Origin of the sequence: Micromonospora sp. C28ISP2-4 (assembly GCF_030519385.1) — a bacterium.
Classification (GTDB): domain Bacteria; phylum Actinomycetota; class Actinomycetes; order Mycobacteriales; family Micromonosporaceae; genus Micromonospora; species Micromonospora tulbaghiae.
This window is the reverse complement of sequence record NZ_JAUMKG010000001.1, coordinates 1101086-1119762: the sequence shown is the minus strand read 5'-3', so window position 1 is coordinate 1119762 and position 18677 is coordinate 1101086. Positions and strand designations below refer to the sequence as shown.

Sequence of the window (18677 nt, the reverse complement as noted above, 5' to 3'; positions counted from 1 at the left end):
CCGGTGGTCAGCGGTTGACGTAGGCGGCGAGGCCGCCGAGTTCCTCGTTGGCGATGAAGACCGAACGGACGTTGATGATCGCCTCCTCGACGTGGACCGGGCAGCCCCACGCCGAGTCGCCCCACGAGTCGGCGATCTTGATCTCGGCGGGTGCCGTGCAGCCGTCGCTGCCGCCGAGCTGACACCGCTCGGGGCGGGGAGTGGCGGCCTGCGCGGCGGCCGCGGTGCGCAGCCGGGCGGTGAGTTCCGCGGCGGCGGCGGCGCGCTGTTCCGCCTCGGCCCGCAGCTCCCGTTCCGCCCGCACCACCCGGGCCAGCTCGTCGTGGGCCGCTCGCGCGCGGGCGTCCGCGGCGGCCTTCTCCTCCTCGATGTGGTGGCGTTCGATGGCCAGGGCGGCGGTGCCGGTGAAGACCCGGGCGAGGGCCAGGTCGGTGTCGCGCGGGACGCGCGGGGTGCGGTGGTACATGGCGAAGGTGCCGAGCAGGCTGCCGTCACGGGCCAGGATCGGCGTGGACCAGCAGGCGGCTAGCCCCGCCCGCTCGGCCAGATCGCGGAAGTCGGCCCAGAACGGGTCGGTGGCGATGTCGGTGACGATCACCGGCTCCCGCCGGTGCGCGGCGGTGCCGCACGATCCGACACCTTCCCCGGTGGCGATCCCGTCGATGGCCTCGTTGTAGAAGTCGGGCAGGCTCGGCGCGGCGCCATGGCGCAGGTGCCGGCCGTCGGCGTCGGCGAGCAGGACGGAGACGAGCACCTCCTGCGGCGCGAGGTTCTCGATGCAGCGCGCCATCCCGTCGAGCACCTCGGCCAGGGGCGCCCGGCGGGCGATCTGCTCCAGCATCGCGCGGTGTTCGGCCATCAGCCGTTGCGCCTGCTTGACCTGTGTGGTCTCCACCCCGATCACCCGGATCCCGGTCACCGTGCCGGCGCCGTCGCGGCGTGCCTCGTAGGTGAAGTCGAAGAACGCCTCCCGCGCCTGCGATCCGGTGCCCAGCATGATCCGGGCGTCATGGCCGGTGTAGGGCTCGCCCGTGCGGTAGACCTCGTCCAGCAGGGCGATGAAGCCCTGGCCGTCCAGTTCCGGCATCAACTCGGCGAGCGGAACTCCGGTACGTGCGCGCTCCTCACCGATGGCGGCGAAGAACGCCGGGTTCGCCGCCTCCACCACGTGCGTCGGCCCGGCGAGCGCCGCGAAGACGGCGATGGACTGCCCGAACAGTGTCCGCAGGTCCTCGTCGGCAGCCCGCCCGGCCGCCGGCGAATCCACAGCGGTCGGACGCTGGCCTGGTAGCGCCGTCATTCCTGGTCTTCCTCCCACGCCGGCTCGTCGGTCGCCTGGCGGGCCTTCGCCCGGTGATCGCCCCAGATTACGGGGCAGTGGCCGGCGTTCACATCTTGGCATCGACGCCCGCCTCCGTTACCGTCGTGGGAACGCTCCCATGAACTTAGATACGTCTATGTGATCAGGAGGAAACACGACGTGGCTATCCTCTCGTCCCGCCGCAGTTCAGCGGCCATCAGCGTGGCCGCGGTCGCGGGGCTCGCCGCGGCCGGCGTCGGTCTCGCCGTCGGCGGCGCGTCCGCCGGCACCGTGTCCGGATCGCTCTACCGCGATCCGTCCTCGGCGGTCGTCCGCTGGGTCGCCGCCAACCCCGGCGACTCGCGTGCCGCAGTCATCCGCGACAAGATCGCGAGTCAGCCGCAGGCCCGCTGGTTCGCCAATTTCAACCCGTCGACCATCGAGTCCGAGGTCTCCGGGTTCATCAGCGCCGCCAACGCGGCACAGCAGATCCCGGTGTTGTCGGTGTACGAGATCACCAACCGGGACTGCGGCGGCGCCAGCGCCGGTGGGGCACCGGACCTCAACCAGTACCAGACCTGGGTGTCCAACTTCTCCAGAGGACTCGGCAACCAGACCGTCCTTATCATCCTGGAGACCGACTCGCTCGCGCTCCAGACGTGCCTGAGCACCAGCGAGCTCAACGCCCGCAACCAGGCGCTCACCACGGCGACCCAGACCATCAAGTCGGCCAACCCCAACGCCAAGGTGTACCTCGACGGCGGCCACTCGACCTGGAACAGCGCCAACGACACGGCCAACCGGCTCCGGGCGGCCGGCGTGCAGTACGCCGACGGCTTCTTCACCAACGTGTCGAACTTCAACCCCACCTCCAGCGAGGCGAACTTCGGCCGGGCGGTCATCTCCGCGCTCAACGGCATGGGCATCTCCGGCAAGCGCCAGGTCATCGACACCAGCCGCAACGGCGGAGCCGCCGGGGACTGGTGCGCCGACGACAACACCGACCGGCGCATCGGGCAGTACCCGACGACGAACACCGGCGACGCCAATATCGACGCGTACCTCTGGGTGAAGCCGCCGGGTGAGGCGGACGGCTGCCGCTACACGGCCGGTTCGTTCCAGCCGGACCTGGCCTTCAGCCTGGCCAACGGCGCGCCGAACCCGCCCACCACCGCGCCGCCGACGACCAACCCGCCGACGACCGCGCCGCCGACCACCGCGCCGCCGACGACCGCTCCGCCCACCACGGCGCCTCCGACCACGCCGCCGCCGACCGGTAACGGCTGCTCCGCGTCGGTCGCGATCAACCAGTGGAACGGCGGCTTCACCGCCAGCGTGAACGTCACCGCCGGCTCCGCGGCCATCAACGGCTGGACCGTGACCGTCGCGCTGCCCGGCGGCGCCGCGATCACCGGCACCTGGAACGCCCAGGCCAGCGGCACCAGCGGCACCGTCCGGTTCACGAACGTGGGCTACAACGGGCAGGTCGGCGCCGGCCAGACGACCAACTTCGGCTTCCAGGGCAGCGGCACCGGCCAGGGCGCGACCGCGACCTGCGCAGCCTGACCGGACCCGACGCCAGGGCCCGGCGCGGAGGATCGCTCTCCGCGCCGGGCCTCTCACTTCCCCGCTGCTGTCCGCGACGGAGTGACGAACCGCCGCGCCCTCCTCAGGTTGAGCGCCAGCTCCTCGCGGTTCTGGTGTGCGTGGCGGATCCACGCCGGCTGGCCCGGGCCGGTGCGCCAGGACTCGCTCAGCGGACTGTTGTCCACGGTGTCGAAGCCGAACCGGTCGTACAGCCGCGTGACCAGTTCGACCGCCTCCGGGTGGTCACTGGAGACGGACAGCGCCAGCCGGTCCGGCGCGCCGGCGGGCCGGGCCGAGGTGAGCAACCGGGGCGCCTGGATGTGGGTGAACGCCTTGGCGACCTTCGACGTGGGGAGCTGTTCCTGGCGCAGCTCGTGGACCGTCTTCTCACCCGAGTCGAGGACCGGGATGTTCCCGTCCCGCCAGACCATGTAGTTGTTCGTGTCCAGCACGACCTTGCCGGCCAGCTCCTCGACCGGCATGTCGTTCACGACCTTGAGCGGTACGGCGACGATCGCGAAGTCGCCCGCTGCCGCCGCCTCCGGCGCGTACGCCGCCCGCGCCGACGGCCTGAGTTCGGCCACCAGATCCGTCAGCGTGTGCGGCCCTCGCGAGTTGGCGATCACGACCGTGTACCCGGCCGCTACTGCCGCGCGGGCGAGCTGGCTGCCGACCTCACCCGCGCCGATGATGCCGATGGTGGTCATCGTCGGTGTCCCTCAGCGGGCGGCGGTGAGCTGCCGGAGCATCTCGGCCGAGTCGTGCAGGGCGGTCATCTGCACGAACCGCCCGTCGCTGACCTTGTAGATGGCGTACTCGACGATCTCGAACGAGGCGCCGGAGGGCGGTACGCCCAGCCACTCCTTGACGGGGGTGCCGTAGTTGATCGCACGTACGGCGATCCGGTCGCGGTCGAACAGCAGTTCCTCGACCTCCCAGCGGAGGTCCGGAACGGCGTCCACGTCGTGCTTCTGCACCGCGATGACGTCGTCCCGGGTGCCGGGCTCGCCGTTCAGCATCACCGTGTCGTTGATGAACTCGTCCATGCCGTCGAACTCGTGGGCGTTGAGCGCGGCGACGTAGCGCAGGTACCAGTCGCGAAGATCGTGCTGAGTCATGTCACTATTCCTCTGATGTGCGGATGAGGTGCGGACCCGGCCGGGTCCGCGGTCGGTGCGGGCGGCTACCAGCTCAGGAGCCCGGAGTCGTCCTGGAGGGTTCCGGTCGGGCCGTCGGGGGGAAGCGTCGCCAGGCGTACGACGGTCCGGGCGCTCTCCGCCGGGGTCCTGCCGCCGCCGATCGTGGCGGTCAGGTCGGTGGCGGTGTAGCCCGGCTCGACCGCGTTGAACCTGATCCCCGGCTGGGACTTGGCGTACTGGAGGGTGATCATCGTGGCGGCGGACTTCGACGCCGAGTAGAGCGGTGACGTCAGGTGGTACTCCGGCCGGTCGGGGTTGGTGACCGCCCAGAAGGAGCCGGCGCTGCTCGACACCGTGACCACGGTGGGGTTGGACGACCGGCGCAGCAACGGCAGTGCCGCCTCCGTGACGCGGACGATCCCGACCACGTTGGTGTCGAAGACGCGCAGGGCGGTCGGCCCGTCGACGACACCGTTCTCGGCGATCCCGGCGTTGTGGACGAGGACGTCCAGCCGCCCTTCGTCGGCGTCGATGGTCGCGAGCGCCTTGGTCACCGAGTCGTCGTCGGTTACGTCGAGCGGTACGAATCGTGCCCCCAGGGCCGAGGCGGCCTCCTCGCCTCGCCCGGTGTCGCGCGCTCCGACGTAGACGACGTGCCCCAGATCGAGAAGCTGTCTGGCGGTCGCGAAACCGATGCCCTTGTTCGCGCCGGTGATCAACGTGACGGTCATGCTCTTCCCTCGTGTTCCCAGTTTTGTACTGATCGGTTCACGGATCACCGTAGCAGCTTTCTGTACCGATCGGTTCGTGGCTTGGGTCACTTCTGTACCGAGCGGTATATTCGAGGTATGGGCACTGAGACTCCGACCCCGGGACGGCCGCGGGCCTTCGACGAGCAGACGGTCCTCGACCGGGCCGCCGAGGTCTTCTGGCAGCAGGGCTACGAGGGCGCGTCGCTGAGCTCACTCACCAGGGCGATGGGCATCAACCGTCCGAGCCTGTACGCCGCGTTCGGCAGCAAGGAGGAGCTGTTCAAGCGGGCCTTCGACCGCTACCAGGAAACCAACCTCGCGAACGTGCGCGCCGCCCTCGAACAACCGACCGCGTACACCGCGATCGAAGCCTTCCTGCGTGCCAGCGCCGACAACCTGACCGCGGGCGGCCACCCCGCCGGCTGCCTCTCCATCCAGGGCGGCCTGGCCTGCTCCCCGGAGAACGCCCGCATCTCCGAGATCCTCGCCGCCGGCCGAGGGGCCACCGAGGCCGCGCTCGAAGAGCGGCTGGCCCGCGCGGCGAAGGAGGGGGACCTCCCGGACGGCCTGGACAGCCGGGCGCTCGCGCGTTTCGTGATGGCGCTCAGCGAGGGTCACGCCGTCCACGCCGCGGCCGGCGCGAGCCGCGAGGAGCTGCAAGCCTCCGTCGACGTCGCCATGCGAGCCGTCGCGGCACTCCACCCCGGTTCCGGAGAGTAGCGTGCGGGCTTCACCAGCTGCTTCTCAGGCGGCGTTGGTGGCTTCCCCGCTCGATGGCTTCCATCATGGACGCCGTTGATCCCGTGGCGGCCGGGAGATCCCTCCGGATCGCCGGGCGTCGGCTCCGACCGGTGTGATTGGTTTCGGACGCTTCCGGGCAAGGGCTCGTCGGACCTGTGTCAGCGGCCCGCCGGGGCGCTGGCACACTGACCACCCAAACCGTGGCGTACGACGAGGGGAAACAGCCGATGGCGGCGGAGGGCAGCACCAAGGCCGTGGTGACGGCGCTGGTCGCGAACCTGGGTATCGCGGTGAGCAAGTTCGTGGCCGCCGGCATCACCGGTTCGGCGTCGATGCTCGCCGAGGGGGTGCACTCGGTAGCGGACTCCACGAACCAGGCCCTGCTGCTGGTCGGCGGCAAGCGCGCCCGCCGCGCCCCGACCGCGCTGCACCCCTTCGGGTACGCCCGCGAGCGCTACGTCTACTCGTTCATCGTCGCGATCATCCTGTTCACCCTCGGTGGTCTGTACGCCCTCTACGAGGGCTACCACAAGATCAGCGACCCGCACGAGCTGTCCTCACCGCTGATCGCCGTCGCCGTCCTGGTGATCGCGATCGCCCTGGAGGGCTTCGCCCTGCGGACCGCGGTGAAGGAGGCGAACAAGGTACGCGGCAAGCGGAGCTGGGTCTCCTTCGTCCGCCACGCCCGCGCCCCGGAACTGCCGGTGATCCTCCTGGAGGACGCCGGCGCCCTGCTCGGCCTGCTGTTCGCCCTGTCCGGCGTGGGCCTGAGCGTGCTCACCGGGAACGCCCTGTTCGACGGCATCGGCACCCTGTGCATCGGCGTCCTGCTGGTCGTCATCGCCGTCGTCCTCGCCGTCGAGACCAAGAGCCTGCTCATCGGCGAGGCCGCGCTGCCCGAAGAGGTCACCGCGATCCACACCGAACTGGTCTCCACCCCCGGCGTCGACCGGGTCATCCACCTGCGCACCCTGCACCTGGGGCCGGAGGAACTCCTGGTCGCGGCGAAGATCGCCATCAGCACGTCCGACCGGGGAGCCGACGTCGCCGCCACCATCGACGACGCCGAGGCGCGGATCCGCCGAGCGCTGCCCATCGCCACGGCGATCTACCTCGAACCAGACATCGACCGGCAGCCCGCCCGCACCAGCGCCACCTGACCCGGAGGTTCGGGCCCGTGCCGCGGGCCGCCGACGTCCGTGTAGCGGCGGGGACTGCACTGCCTTTGCGCGCTGACGGCGGAGCGGGTCAGTCGGCCCGGGCCGGCGTGTCCGGCGTGGACCCGGGGCGGCGCTTGCGTGGTGCGGCCGAGCGGGGCGGCAGCGCGCGCATGTGGTCGCGTACCCGGGTCATGATGTCGCCGAGGTGGCGCACGTCGTCGTCGGAGAGCGGGTTGAACAGCAGCAGCCGCGACACCTCGATGTGGCCGGGCAGGATCCGGCGGAACAGGGCGGCGCCCGCGTCGGTCAGGGCGACGAGGGTGGCTCGTTCGTCGCCGGGAGAGCTGCTGCGAGTGATCAGGCCGGCCTTCTCCAGCAGGCCGGCCTGATATGTCAGCCCGCTGCGGCTGTAGACGACGCCGTCGGCGAGCTGGGTCATGGTCAGCGGCGTCTCGGACCGCGCGAGGTTGGCCAGCAGTTGGAACTGCACGTAGCTGATGCCGCCCTCGATGCGTAGCTGCTGCTCGACGTGGTGTTGCAGCAGGCTGACGGCCTCCAGGAGCGCGAAGTAGGTCTGCAGCTGTTCGGGGTGCAGCGGCGGCACCCCGTCGTCGCTGCCGTCCCCCGCCGTGCGGGTGGATGTCATGTGCGCACCTTACCTGCTTCGAACTCGCAGCATTGTGAGTGGTGTCACGCCTCGTTCGGCTTTGCTTCGAACTCGAAGCGACCTAAGGTCGAGTCATGCTTCGAGTTCGAAGCGATCACCCGAGGAGGACATCATGAAGGCAGTGCGCTACCACTCCCACGGCGGCAGCGACGTGCTCACCTACGAGGACGCCGAACGGCCGGTGGCGGGAGCCGGAGAGGTGGTCGTCCAGGTGGCCGGCACCTCGTTCAACCCGGTGGACGTGGCGATCCGCGCCGGCTACCTGCGGGACGTCTTCCCGCTGACCTTCCCCCACACGCCGAACTTCGACGTCGCCGGAACCATCACCGAGGTAGGCGAGGGCGCCGGCAACTGGAACGTCGGTGACGCGGTCCTGGCGTTTCTGCCGATGGCCGCTCCGGGAGCGGCCGCCGAGTACGCGGTCGTCCCCGCCGATGCGCTTGCCGCCGCGCCGCGTACCGGCGAACTGGCCGACGCCGCGGCCCTGCCCTCCGCCGGCCTGACGGCCTGGCAGTCGCTGTTCGAGCACGCCGGCCTGACCAGCGGGCAGCGCATCGTCGTCAACGGTGCGGGTGGCGCGGTCGGCGGATACGCCGTCCAGTTGGCCAAGCAGGCCGGTGCCGAGGTGACCGCAACCGCCAGCGCGCGCAGCCGCGACCGGCTGCTCTCCTACCGTGCCGACCGGATCGTCGACCACACCACCACCGCGCTCACCGACGTCGTGGCGGGCGAACGGTTCGACGTGGTGCTGAACCTGGCGCCCATCACTCCCGAACAGTGCGTCGAGCTCGTCAACCTGGTCGCCGACGGCGGCACCTTCGTGAGCACCACCGCTCCGGGCCCGGAGCAGCCCGGACGCGGCATCCGCACGGTACGGGTGTTCGTCCGCAGCGACGCCGCCCAACTCGCCCAGCTGGTGGCCCGCGTCGATGCCGGTGACCTGCACATCGACGTCGGCCAGCGGCGGGCCCTGCGCGAGTTGGCCGCCGTGCACGACGAGTCCGAGGCCGGTCGGCTGGCCGGCAAGACCGTCCTCATTCCCTGAGTCACCCGCCCCTTCGCGGGGCGTCTGCCACAACCCACCCCCGCACGGAGGACAGATCACGATGACGACCGCATTCGAACCCGTCAGCCTCGCCGGCACCGAGCTGAGCAACCGGATCGCGATGGCGCCGATGACCCGCAGCCGCGCCTACGGCCCGGGCGCCACGCCGACCGCCGGCACCGCCACCTACTACGCCCAGCGCGCCTCCGCCGGTCTGATCATCACCGAGGGCATCCAGCCCTCGGTGATCGGCCAGGGCTACCCGAGTACGCCAGGCCTGCACAGTGCCGAACAGGTCGCGGCGTGGCGTCAGGTCACCGGTGCCGTCCACGCCCAGGGCGGGGTCATCTTCGCCCAGCTCATGCACACCGGCCGGATCGGTCACCCCAGCCTGCTGCCCGAGGGCCTCGTCCCGGTCGGTGCGTCACCGGTCGCCGCCGCCGGAAAGGTGTTCACCGCGCAGGGTCCACAGGACTTCGTCACCCCTCGCGAGCTGACCGACGCGGAGATCCTCACGACCATCGGCGATTTCGCCGCCGCTGCCCGCAACGCCGTTGCCGCCGGGTTCGACGGCGTGGAGGTGCACGGCGCCAACGGCTACCTGCTGCACCAGTTCCTCTCCACCAACGCCAACCAGCGCAGCGACCGCTGGGGCGGCACGGCCACCGGCCGAATGCGGCTGACCGTCGAAGTCGTCCGCGCGGTCGCCGACGCGATCGGCGCCCACCGGACCGCACTGAGGATCTCTCCCGCCAACCCGTTCAACGACATCATCGAGGACGAACACCAGCACACCTACACCGCGCTGGCCGACACTCTCAACCCGCTCGGCCTGGCCTACCTGCACATCGCCGAGGCCGACGACCGCGACCTCACCCGTGAGCTGCGCCGCCGGTGGGACGGCATGCTGATCCTCAATCCGTTCACGCCCGGAACGGTCACCGGCCCCGAGCAGCTCGCGCTGATCGAGGACGGCGCCGCCGACCTGATCAGCTTCGGCGGCCTGTTCCTCGCCAACCCCGACCTGCCCGCGCGGCTCGCCGCCGGCGGGCCCTACAACACACCCGATCCGGCCACCTTCTACGGCGGCGACACCCGCGGCTACATCGACTATCCCACGCTCGACGGCAGCCCGAGCGCGGTGAGCTGACCACCGCCGCCCGCAAGGCCTGCCCCGCCGGACGATGCGGGCAGGCCTTGCCCGCAGCGACATCGGCCGGCTACCGCACCAGCGGACCGACCTGCTGTGCGGTGAACCGAACGAAGCCCTCGAGGTCGGGTTCGTCAGCGGTGGGCTGCAGGATCACGGCGTCGGCTCCGGCGTCCCGATAGCGGTTCACGACAGCGGCAATGGCGGCTGCGTCGCCGGTCGCTGTGGCGTCCCAGCCGTCCGACTCGTCCCAGGACTCCAGCTCGCGTGCCATGCGTGCCTCAGCGTCGGGGCCGGTCGCCGCATGGACGTACACGGTGACGGCCCTGGCCGTCGACCTGACGGCGGCCACCTCCTGCGGAGGCGTGCCGGCGGTCAGCAGGATCCCGTCGGCGACCTCGCAGGCGAGAGCACGCGTCTTCGGCCCGGTCGCGCCGGCGTAGATCCGGGCCGGGCCCACCGGCGGATAGTCCAGCTTGACCTTGTCGAGCTTGACGTACCGACCGGACGTCGTGACCGTCTCGCCGGCCAACAGGGCCTTCAACGCCTCCACGTGCTCGCGCAGCAGCGTCAGCGGCGAACCCACCCGGGCGCCGACCTGCTCCATCCAGTCCTGGACGCCGTGGCCCACGGTGAGCAGCACCCGGTCGGGGAAGAGCCGGTGCAGCGTGGCGGCCTCCATGGCGAGTGCCGCGACGTTGCGGAACGGCACCGGCAGCAGCCCGATGCCCACCGCCAGCCGGTCGGTCCAGGCCAGGGCCGCGGCGGCGGTGGCGATGCCGCTTTCGAGGAAACAGTCCTCCCAGAGCCACAACTGGTCGAGGCCGGCTTCGTCGGCGGCGCGTGCGACGGAGCGGAGGCGTTCGGGTGGATTCTGGGGCCGGAACACCACACCGAGAGTCGTCATGACAGCCAAGCCTAGCCGCGGAGTGGCCCCGCCACCGATGCTCTGTCCGTCCGGGCGACCCGCTCAGCGTGGGCCGCCCGGCCCGACCAGGCCCGTTTCGTAGGCGACGATGACAAGTTGAGCCCGGTCACGTACCGCCAGCTTGGTCAGCAACCGCCCGACGTGCGTCTTCACGGTAGCCAGGCTGAGACCGAGGTGCCCGGCCAACTCCACATTGGACAGGCCCCGGCCGATCAGCGTGAGCACTTCCCGTTCCCGCTCGGTCACCCCGTCCAGCCGTCGCGGCAGCGGCCGGGCCGGCTCGGGCCGACGTGCGAACTCGTCGATCAGCCGGCGGGTCACCGTCGGCGCGAGCAGCCCTTCGCCCGCGGCCACCACCCGGATGCCGGCCAGCAGGTCCGCCGGCGGGGTGTCCTTGAGCAGGAACCCGCTGGCTCCGGCGCGCAGCGCCCCGTAGACGTACTCGTCCAGGTCGAACGTGGTCAGGATGACGACCCGGGTGCCGGCGGTGGCGGGGTCGCCGCAGATCCGCCGGGTCGCCTCGATGCCGTCCATCTCCGGCATCCGCACGTCCATCAGCACCACGTCCGGCCGGTGCTCGGCGGTCAGCGCCACAGCCTCCACGCCGGTGCCCGCCTCACCGACAGTGGTGAAGTCCGGGGTCGAATCGACCAACAGCCGGAAGCTGCCACGCAGCAGCGCCTGGTCGTCGGCGATCAGCACCCGGATCACGCGGCCCCCCGGTAGGGCAGCGTGGCCGTCACCATGTAGCCGCCGCCGGAGCGCGGCCCGGCGTGGAACTCGCCCCCGTGCAACGTCACCCGTTCCCGCATGCCGATCAGCCCGTGCCCCGTCCCGTTGCTCAGGACCGGCCGGCGGCCGTCGTCGGTCACTTCGACCCTGACCTCGCAAGGCGTGACGGTCACCGTCGCCCGGCACGCGGCCGGCCCCGCGTGTTTCACCACGTTGGTCACCGCCTCCTGCACGATCCGGTAAACCGTCAGTCCCACCGACTCCGGCACCGCGCCGGACGGTTCCTCCCGCCGTACGTCGAGCCGTACGTCGACCCCGCCGATCGCCGCCTGCCGGGCGAGCGCGGGCAGTTCGTCGAGCCCGGGCGCCGGGGCGTACGGGGCGTCCTCGCGCAGTGCGCCGAGCACCCGGCGTACGTCGGTCAGCGCGTTGCGGCCGGTCTCCTCGATCATCCGCAACGCGGCCCCCGCCTCGCGGGGGTCGGTCTCGGCGACGTGGTTGGCGACGGCCGCCTTCACCACGATGAGGCTCAGGGTGTGGGCGACCACGTCGTGCAGCTCTCGCGTCACCCGCAACCGCTCCTCGGCGGCGGCTTGACGGACCAGGTGCTCGCCCTGCCGGGCGGCGAGGGCGCGTCGCTCGCGGACCAGCCAGCCGATCGCCCAGGCGGGCGCGATCATGACGGCGCCGTAGACGACGGCACCCGTCCGCGACCACAGGTCACCCCCGGTCAGCGCCAGCGCGACGCTCACCAGAGCGAGACAACCGGCGGCACTGGGCAGCGACCGGCGGGTGGTCGTCGACACGGCCACCGTGTAGAAGGACAGACCGACGGCGAGTCCCGGCGCGGCGGCGGCGTAGTTGGGGATCACGCCGGTGATCAGGGCGACTGTGGCGACGGAGCTGATCACGGCGGCGACGGTGATCGGCCACCGGCGCCGGACGGCCAGCGGCAGCCCGAGGGCGAACCCGACCAGCACCGACACCCAGAGCGGCTCGCGTACGCCACCGTGCAGCGGCGACTCCAGCGCCGCATACGGGCCGAGCAGCCCGCCGACCGCCACGGCGAGCACGGCGTCCACGATGTACAGCTCCACCGGCCGCAGTCGCCGGGTCAGCAGGGGAGCGGTCACCTGCACGACGGTATCGGCTGGCCGGGCCGGACGCGTCCACCCGCGGGTCGTCATCCCGGAGGACGACGTACCGGCGATCACGGGCCTTCGCCTCCGACCGGGGAAGGGCCGGAAAGTGTCCGCGCCGGCACGACGCGCGGCACCCCCCACGCCGGGCACCGTGGCAGTCATGACCACACAGACGGTGACTCTGACGGGGCTGCGCGCGGTGTACGGCACCGGGACCCGGCGGGTGACGGCGCTCGACGGCGTGACGACCGGCTTCGCGAGCGGCACGTTCACTGCGGTGATGGGTCCTTCGGGCTCGGGCAAGTCCACCCTGCTGCACTGCGCGGCGGGACTGGACCGCCCGACCGAGGGGACCGTCACGATCGACGGCACCCGCCTCGACGACCTGGGTGAGGACGAACTGACCCGGCTGCGTCGGGATCGGATCGGGTTCGTGTTCCAGGCGTTCAACCTGGTGTCCACGCTGACCGCGGCGCAGAACGTCGAGTTGCCGCTGCGGCTGGCCGACCGCCGCCCACCGGCTCGGGACGTCGCCGCCGCGCTCGACGCGGTGGGGTTGGCCGACCGGGCCGAGCACCGGCCGAGTGAGCTGTCCGGTGGCGAGCAGCAGCGCGTCGCCGTCGCCCGAGCGTTGATCACCCGCCCGGCGGTGGTCTTCGCCGACGAGCCGACCGGCGCGCTGGACAGCGCGGCCTCCCGGCAGGTGCTCCGACTGCTGCGCGCACTCGTCGACGACCACGGGCAGACCGTCGTGCTGGTGACCCACGATCCCGCCGCCGCCGCGTACGCCGATCGGGTCCTGCTGCTCGCCGACGGCCGCGTCGTCGACGAGTTCGACGGCGGGATCACCGCAGCGGTGGTCGCCGCCCGGATCGCCGAGCGCGAGGCCGTCCCGTCCCAGCACGCGGTGACGCCTGCGGGGCCGTCGTGCTGAGCATCCGGCGGTCGCTGAGCGCGTTCGTGGCCGTGGCCATCGGGGTCACGCTGGTAGCGGCGGCCACGCTGCTTCTCGCCTCCGGGCGCCCCCAGGTGCCGGATCGGCTCGCGCGGGCGGCGGTCGTGGTGCAGAGCCCAGAAGCGGGCGCTTCGGCCGACTCGTTCGTGCCGACGCGGCCCTGGTCCGCGACCACGACGGCGGAGCTCGTCCGCCGCCTGGCCGCCCTGCCCGGTGTCGCGGCGGCCGTGCCGGACCGGACCTTCTACGCGCAGCCGCTCGTCGACGGCCGCCCCGCGGGCACCGATGGCCGGCGGGAGGACGCCCACCAGGGGCACGGCTGGTCCAGCGCCCGGCTCGGTGGACTGCGCCTCACCGACGGCGAGTCGCCCCGCAGGCCCGGCGAGGTGGTCGTGGACCGTGCACTCGGGCTGCGCGCCGGCGTGCCGGTGACCCTGCTGACGGCGGCCGGCCCGCAGCCGTACACCGTCACCGGTCTGGTCGACGGGCCTGGCGTCCATGTCGCCGACGACGTGGCCGCCACCCTCGCGCCCGGCGTCCGGGCCATCGGGCTGCTGCTCGCGACGGGCGCCCACCCCGAGCAGGTCGCCACGGCGGCTCGCGGAATCGTCGGCGCGGACGGATCGGTTCTGACCGGCGACGCGCGTGGCGCGCTGGAGCCCCGCAACGACGCCCGCACCCGCTGGATCGGCATGCAGGTGCTCACCGCCACGGCGGCCCTCGCCGGCTTCGTCACGGTGTTCGTCGTGGCCTCCACCTTCGCGTTCACCGTCGCGCAGCGCCGCCGTGAGCTGGGCCTGCTGCGCGCCGTCGGCGCCACCGGCCGCCAGGTCCGCCGCATGGTGTACGGCGAGGCGCTCGTCGTCGGCACCGCGGGCGGGATCGCCGGCCTCCTGGTGGGCGGAGGACTCGCGCCGCTGCTGGGCCGGCTTCTCGTCGACGCCGGATTCGAACCGTCGACCTTCCGGGTCGGGTACGAACACTGGCCGGTCGCGCTCTCGCTCGTCGCCGGCCCGGTGATCTCGCTGCTGGCCGTCTGGTCGGCCTCGCGCCGGGCGGCACGGATCCGACCGTTGGAGGCGTTACGCGAAGCGGCGGTCGAGCAGCGACCGATCGGACGGCTGCGCATCGCCACCGGTGCGCTGCTCGTCGCGGTGGGGGTCGCGCTCAGCGTCGGGACGGCGACCGCCGACGAGGCCCGCGTCGCGGCGCAGTACGCCCTGTACGCGGTGATGGCGCTGGTGGCCGGTGCCACAGTGCTGGCCCCTGCGGCCGTCGGCCCGCTGGTGCGGATGCTGCGGTGGCCGGTGCGTCGGCCGGGTGGCGCGATCGGGATGCTGGTCCGGGCCGGAGCGTCGACCGCGACCCGGCGGACGGCTTCGATCGCCGCCCCGGTGCTGCTCACTGTCGCGTTCGCGGTGCTGGTCGCCGGAATGGTGCGCACCACCACGGCTGCCTACGCGGCGGGCCGGGCCGACAACGTCAACGCCGGCTGGATCGTCGTGCCCGACCGCGCACCGGGCCTGTCGGACCAGGCCGTCGCGGCGACCGGGGGAACGGCCCTCCTCCCGACGACGGTCTTCGAGAACGACCCGAACTCGTCGCCGGCGAACCGGCCACTGACCGCGCTCGGCGTGGACCCGGCGGGCTTCGCCGCCGCGAACCGGGCGCTCACCGTCGTCGCCGGCTCACTGGACGACCTGAGCGGCGATGACACGGTGGTCCTTCCCGCCTCGGCGAACCGGCGGCCGACCGAGCCGTACGCGCTGGTCTTCGCCGACGGGGAGGTGGTGTCCCTGCGCGTCGTCGCGGTCGTCACCGACGACTCGATCCCCGGCGACCTGCTCCTACCCCGATCCGTGGTGCGGGCGCACGACCCCTCGGCGCTCACCTCCGCGGTGTACGTCCAGGACCGGATCGACCCCCCGCTCGGCGGGAGGATCGTCGACGTGGCCGGGTGGGCGGCCGAGGCGGACCGTGCCGAGGATCGCCTCGTCTGGCTCTTCACGCTGCTACTGATCGGTGTCTCGGCCGGCTACGGGGCTGTCGCGGTGGCGAACACGTTGCTGATGGCCGCCGCCGGCCGGGTGGCCGACCTGCGGCTGATCCGGTTGGCCGGTGCCACCCGGAGGCAGGTCGTCTGGCTGGTCACGGCCGAGTCCGCCCTGGTGGTGCTGATCGGCGCGCTGCTCGGCGGAGCTGTCGCCTTCGTCGGTCTGCTGAGCATCCGCGCCGGCCTCGCCGAGCAGGCCGGCGTACCGGTCGACCTGGTGGTGCCGTGGTGGGTGGTCGGCGGGGTGGTGGGGCTCTGCCTGCTGCTGGCGGTGCCGGCGAGCGTGCTGCCGACCTGGCGGGCGCTGCGCCACGGCACAGCGCGGTCTGCCGGCCCGGGGTGAACCCGTACCGCCCCCGGGCGGCCAACTGGGCCGGCCGCCCGGGGTTCGACGGCGACGACGCCCCACCTGCTGCGGACGCGGGATCCGCGCAGCGACACGCGACGGTGGCGCGGGACGTCACCAGGGCGCACGCCAGCAACCGGTGGGCCGTGCCGACGTCGCCGGCGTCGACGATCCAAGCCCGGACATCGCGCCCGGATACCGACTGTCGTTGATCGCCGGGATCCGGGGGCGCGCCGGGAAGTCTGGTCGGCAGTCGTGCGGACCCCCGTCGGGAGGGGCACCCGTGCTGCTGTGGCGCGGATGTCGTCCCGGATCGGGCGGGACGTCGCCGCAGCCCATGGTGACGATTACGTCGGAGGACTCGGCGGCGTACGCGAGGATCAGATCTCGGCCGAGAGGTTGATTGAGGCGGCAGCGGTGCTCAGCCTGCAGGGCGGTGGTCGAGTTTGTTCCGTAGCGTGGCGGCGAAGCCCTCGGCCGTCGCGAGTTGGTCACGGAGGGCGGTGACGCGAGTGGTGGCGGCGGCATGGAACATGCCGAGCCGGTCGAGCAATTCGGCGCGGTCGGCGCCGGTGGCGGTGTCGAGTGCGTCGAGGACGGCCAGCAGGTCGCGCATCTCGTCGAGGGTGAACCCGAGGGGTTTCATGCGTTTGACGACGGCGAGGCGGTCGAGGTCGGGCCCGGTGTAGAGGCGGAACCCGCCCTCGCTGCGCGCGGACGGGACGATCAGGCCGGCTTCCTCGTAGTGGCGGATGGTGCGAATGCTGAGACCGACCCGTTCGGCGGCTTCGCCGATCTGCATGAGACGGCCGGTGGCCGGGCCGCAGCCGTGTTGCTCCGGCCCGGCGTCCCGGCTGGTGGCGGCCATCAGTGGCCGACGCCGAGCCGGCCGGCGAGCGTGTCGTGGATGCGGGCGCTTGGCTTGTTCAGCTCGATGATCTCGACGGTCTTGCCGCGGGCGGCGTACTTGGTGGTGACGGCGTCGAGGGCGGCGACGGAGGAGGCGTCCCAGACGTGGGCGTGGGTCATGTCGATGACCACCGTGTCGGGGTCGCGCGCGTAGTCGAACTGGCCGACGAGGTCGTTGCTGGAGGCGAAGAACAGCTCACCGTGCACGGAGTAGATCCGGGTGGTGCTGTCCGGGTCGAGCACGCTGGTGACCTCGACCAGGTGGGCCACCCGGCGCGCGAAGATCACCATGGCGGTGAGCACACCGACGACGACGCCGATGGCCAGGTTGTGGGTGGCCAGGGTGGTCGCGACGGTGGCCAGCATGACGATCGTCTCGCCGTACGGCATCCGCTTGAGGGTGGCCGGGGCGATGGAGTGCCAGTCGAACGTCGACACCGCGACGATGATCATCACGGCGACCAGGGCAGCCATCGGGATCACCGCGACCACGTCACCGAGCGTCACGACCAGGACCAGCAGGAACACACCGGCCAGGAACGTCGAGAGCCGGGTACGGGCGCCGGACGCCTTCACGTTGATCATCGTCTGGCCGATCATGGCGCAGCCGCCCATCCCGCCGAAGAACCCGGTGACGATGTTGGCCACGCCCTGGCCCCAGGATTCGCGGGTCTTGCTGGAGGGGGTGTCGGTGATGTCGTCGACCAGCTTGGCGGTCATCAGCGACTCCATCAGCCCGACCAGCGCGATCCCCAGGGCGTACGGGGCGATCAGGGTGAGGGTGTCCGTCGTCCAGGGGATCTGTGGCAGGCCGAGGGTGGGCAGGCTGTCCGGCAGGGCGCCTTGGTCGCCGACGGTCGGTACCCCCACGCCGGCGAGGACGGTGACCAGGGTCAGCATCACGATCGCCACCAGCGGCGCCGGGACGGCGCGGGTGAGCCGGGGCAGCCCGACCATGATCGCCAGAGCGACGGCGACGAGGGGGTAGACCAGCCACGGCACCCCGAGCAGGTGCGGCACCTGCGCGGCGAAGATGAGAATCGCCAGGGCGTTGACGAAGCCGACCATGACGCTGCGCGGGATGAACCGCATCAGCTTCGCCACCCCGAGCACCGCGAGCAGCACCTGGATCGCGCCACCGAGGATCACCGCCGCGATCAGGTAGTCGAGCCCGTGCTCCTACGCCAGTGGCGCCACCACGAGGGCGATCGCTCCGGTGGCGGCGGAGATCATGGCCGGCCGGCCCCCGCAGATCGCGATCGTGACCGCCATCGTGAACGAGGCGAACAAGCCCACCCGGGGGTCGACTCCGGCCAGGATCGAGAACGAGATCGCCTCCGGGATCAACGCCAGGGCGACGACCAGGCCGGCGAGGACCTCGGTGCGGAACACCTTCGGGGACAGCCAGGACGGACGGGACAGGCGGGGCCGGACGACTGCGGACAGCTCAGAAGGCATGTATTCATTTCCACTCAGGCGTCCCGTGGACGCGCACAGTTTCCGGCGCCGAATCAGAGGCGCAGCCTCGACGGCAGCCACCGAACCTACTCTCTCGTCAGAGGAGGGTTGGTCGGACGTGGTGATCATCACCGCGCTGCTTCGGGTTCCGCTCCCCGGGGCGCGGTGAGGTCGACGCGGGCGGCGTCAGGCGTGTCAGGTGGTGGGGCGTAGCTCGGTGAGGAGCTTCTCCACCCGGGTACGGATCTCGTCGCGGATCGGGCGGACGGCGTCGACGCCCTTGCCGGCGGGGTCGTCGAGCTTCCAGTCCTCGTAGCGCTTACCCGGGAAGACGGGGCACGCGTCACCGCAGCCCATGGTGACGATCACGTCGGACGACTCTGCCGTCTCGTACTCGAGGAGCTTGGGGGTCTGGTCGGTGATGTCGATGCCGACCTCGCGCATGGCCTCGACGGCGGCGGGGTTGACGGTCCCGGCGGGCGCGGAGCCGGCGGAGCGAACCTCCACCGTGTCGCCGGCGAGGTGGCGCAGCCAGCCGGCGGCCATCTGGGAACGGCCGGCGTTGTGCACGCAGACGAAGAGGACGCTGGGCTTGTCGCTCACGATGGTCTCC

At 71.9% G+C, this 18677-nt stretch carries 17 protein-coding genes and 1 pseudogene; 7 read left to right on the top strand and 11 right to left on the bottom strand.

All coding sequences use genetic code 11. The features are described 5' to 3' along the window. Positions 1–7: 7 nt before the first annotated feature. Positions 8–1300 carry a GAF domain-containing protein gene (locus tag Q3W68_RS05345; protein WP_302904354.1) on the bottom strand — a complete coding sequence of 431 codons (1293 nt, stop codon included), beginning with the start codon at positions 1298–1300 and terminating at the stop codon, positions 8–10. A gap of 180 nt (positions 1301–1480) precedes the next feature. Between Q3W68_RS05345 and Q3W68_RS05340 the strand changes: the two genes are divergently transcribed. Further along, a complete protein-coding gene (locus tag Q3W68_RS05340; RefSeq protein WP_302904353.1) occupies positions 1481–2866 on the top strand; it encodes a glycoside hydrolase family 6 protein in 1386 nt (461 codons plus the stop codon). Between the two features lie 53 nt (positions 2867–2919). On the opposite strand, the gene Q3W68_RS05335 is transcribed toward Q3W68_RS05340, so the two are convergent. The 3 genes from Q3W68_RS05335 to Q3W68_RS05325 form a co-directional block, all read right to left on the bottom strand. Continuing rightward, positions 2920–3594, bottom strand: coding sequence for an NADPH-dependent F420 reductase (locus Q3W68_RS05335; RefSeq protein ID WP_302904352.1), 675 nt, complete (start codon positions 3592–3594; stop codon positions 2920–2922). A gap of 12 nt (positions 3595–3606) precedes the next feature. Further along, positions 3607–4005 (bottom strand): ester cyclase, encoded by a 399-nt coding sequence (locus tag Q3W68_RS05330; protein ID WP_302904351.1) that lies wholly within the window; start codon positions 4003–4005, stop codon positions 3607–3609. Positions 4006–4070: 65 nt separating this feature from the next. Further along, positions 4071–4757 (bottom strand): SDR family NAD(P)-dependent oxidoreductase, encoded by a 687-nt coding sequence (locus Q3W68_RS05325; RefSeq protein ID WP_302904350.1) that lies wholly within the window; start codon positions 4755–4757, stop codon positions 4071–4073. A 117-nt stretch (positions 4758–4874) separates the two neighbouring features. On the opposite strand from Q3W68_RS05325, the gene Q3W68_RS05320 reads away from it, so the two are divergent. Both Q3W68_RS05320 and Q3W68_RS05315 read left to right on the top strand, forming a co-directional pair. Continuing rightward, positions 4875–5498: a TetR/AcrR family transcriptional regulator gene (locus Q3W68_RS05320; protein ID WP_302904349.1), complete on the top strand. Its 624-nt coding sequence runs from the start codon at positions 4875–4877 to the stop codon at positions 5496–5498. Between the two features lie 248 nt (positions 5499–5746). Then, positions 5747–6679: a cation diffusion facilitator family transporter gene (locus tag Q3W68_RS05315; protein WP_302904961.1), complete on the top strand. Its 933-nt coding sequence runs from the start codon at positions 5747–5749 to the stop codon at positions 6677–6679. 88 nt (positions 6680–6767) lie between these two features. Here the strand turns inward: Q3W68_RS05315 and Q3W68_RS05310 are convergent, their stop codons facing one another. Next, the gene (locus Q3W68_RS05310) at positions 6768–7325 is read right to left on the bottom strand and encodes a MarR family winged helix-turn-helix transcriptional regulator (protein WP_302904348.1); all 558 of its coding nucleotides are present in this window, start codon (positions 7323–7325) and stop codon (positions 6768–6770) included. Between the two features lie 133 nt (positions 7326–7458). Between Q3W68_RS05310 and Q3W68_RS05305 the strand changes: the two genes are divergently transcribed. After that, complete coding sequence (locus Q3W68_RS05305) at positions 7459–8391, top strand: NADP-dependent oxidoreductase (RefSeq protein ID WP_302904347.1); 933 nt, start codon at positions 7459–7461, stop codon at positions 8389–8391. A 61-nt stretch (positions 8392–8452) separates the two neighbouring features. After that, a complete protein-coding gene (locus Q3W68_RS05300) occupies positions 8453–9541 on the top strand; it encodes an alkene reductase (protein WP_302904346.1) in 1089 nt (362 codons plus the stop codon). 70 nt (positions 9542–9611) lie between these two features. Here Q3W68_RS05300 and Q3W68_RS05295 read toward each other — a convergent pair whose 3' ends face one another. The 3 genes from Q3W68_RS05295 to Q3W68_RS05285 form a co-directional block, all read right to left on the bottom strand. Further along, complete coding sequence (locus Q3W68_RS05295; RefSeq protein WP_302904345.1) at positions 9612–10448, bottom strand: LLM class flavin-dependent oxidoreductase; 837 nt, start codon at positions 10446–10448, stop codon at positions 9612–9614. A 63-nt stretch (positions 10449–10511) separates the two neighbouring features. Next, positions 10512–11180, bottom strand: a complete 669-nt coding sequence (locus Q3W68_RS05290) for a response regulator transcription factor (RefSeq protein WP_302904344.1) — start codon at positions 11178–11180, stop codon at positions 10512–10514. Further along, positions 11177–12334 carry a sensor histidine kinase gene (locus Q3W68_RS05285; RefSeq protein ID WP_302904343.1) on the bottom strand — a complete coding sequence of 386 codons (1158 nt, stop codon included), beginning with the start codon at positions 12332–12334 and terminating at the stop codon, positions 11177–11179. Before Q3W68_RS05285 ends, Q3W68_RS05290 begins: the two co-directional genes overlap by 4 nt. A 169-nt stretch (positions 12335–12503) precedes the next feature. Here Q3W68_RS05285 and Q3W68_RS05280 point away from each other — a divergent pair, with 169 nt between their 5' ends. Both Q3W68_RS05280 and Q3W68_RS05275 read left to right on the top strand, forming a co-directional pair. After that, complete coding sequence (locus Q3W68_RS05280; RefSeq protein WP_302904342.1) at positions 12504–13277, top strand: ABC transporter ATP-binding protein; 774 nt, start codon at positions 12504–12506, stop codon at positions 13275–13277. Next, positions 13271–15694 carry an ABC transporter permease gene (locus Q3W68_RS05275; protein ID WP_302904341.1) on the top strand — a complete coding sequence of 808 codons (2424 nt, stop codon included), beginning with the start codon at positions 13271–13273 and terminating at the stop codon, positions 15692–15694. Before Q3W68_RS05280 ends, Q3W68_RS05275 begins: the two co-directional genes overlap by 7 nt. Before the next feature lie 424 nt (positions 15695–16118). On the opposite strand, the gene Q3W68_RS05270 is transcribed toward Q3W68_RS05275, so the two are convergent. The 3 genes and pseudogenes from Q3W68_RS05270 to Q3W68_RS05260 all read right to left on the bottom strand — a co-directional run bounded on the left by Q3W68_RS05270 (position 16119) and on the right by Q3W68_RS05260 (position 18667). Next, positions 16119–16499: a MerR family transcriptional regulator gene (locus Q3W68_RS05270; RefSeq protein WP_302904960.1), complete on the bottom strand. Its 381-nt coding sequence runs from the start codon at positions 16497–16499 to the stop codon at positions 16119–16121. 65 nt (positions 16500–16564) lie between these two features. Then, positions 16565–18064: pseudogene (locus Q3W68_RS05265) on the bottom strand (SulP family inorganic anion transporter). A 195-nt stretch (positions 18065–18259) separates the two neighbouring features. Further along, entirely contained in the window at positions 18260–18667 is a 408-nt protein-coding gene (locus Q3W68_RS05260) for an arsenate reductase ArsC (protein WP_302904340.1), read from the bottom strand. Between the last annotated feature and the right edge of the window lie 10 nt (positions 18668–18677).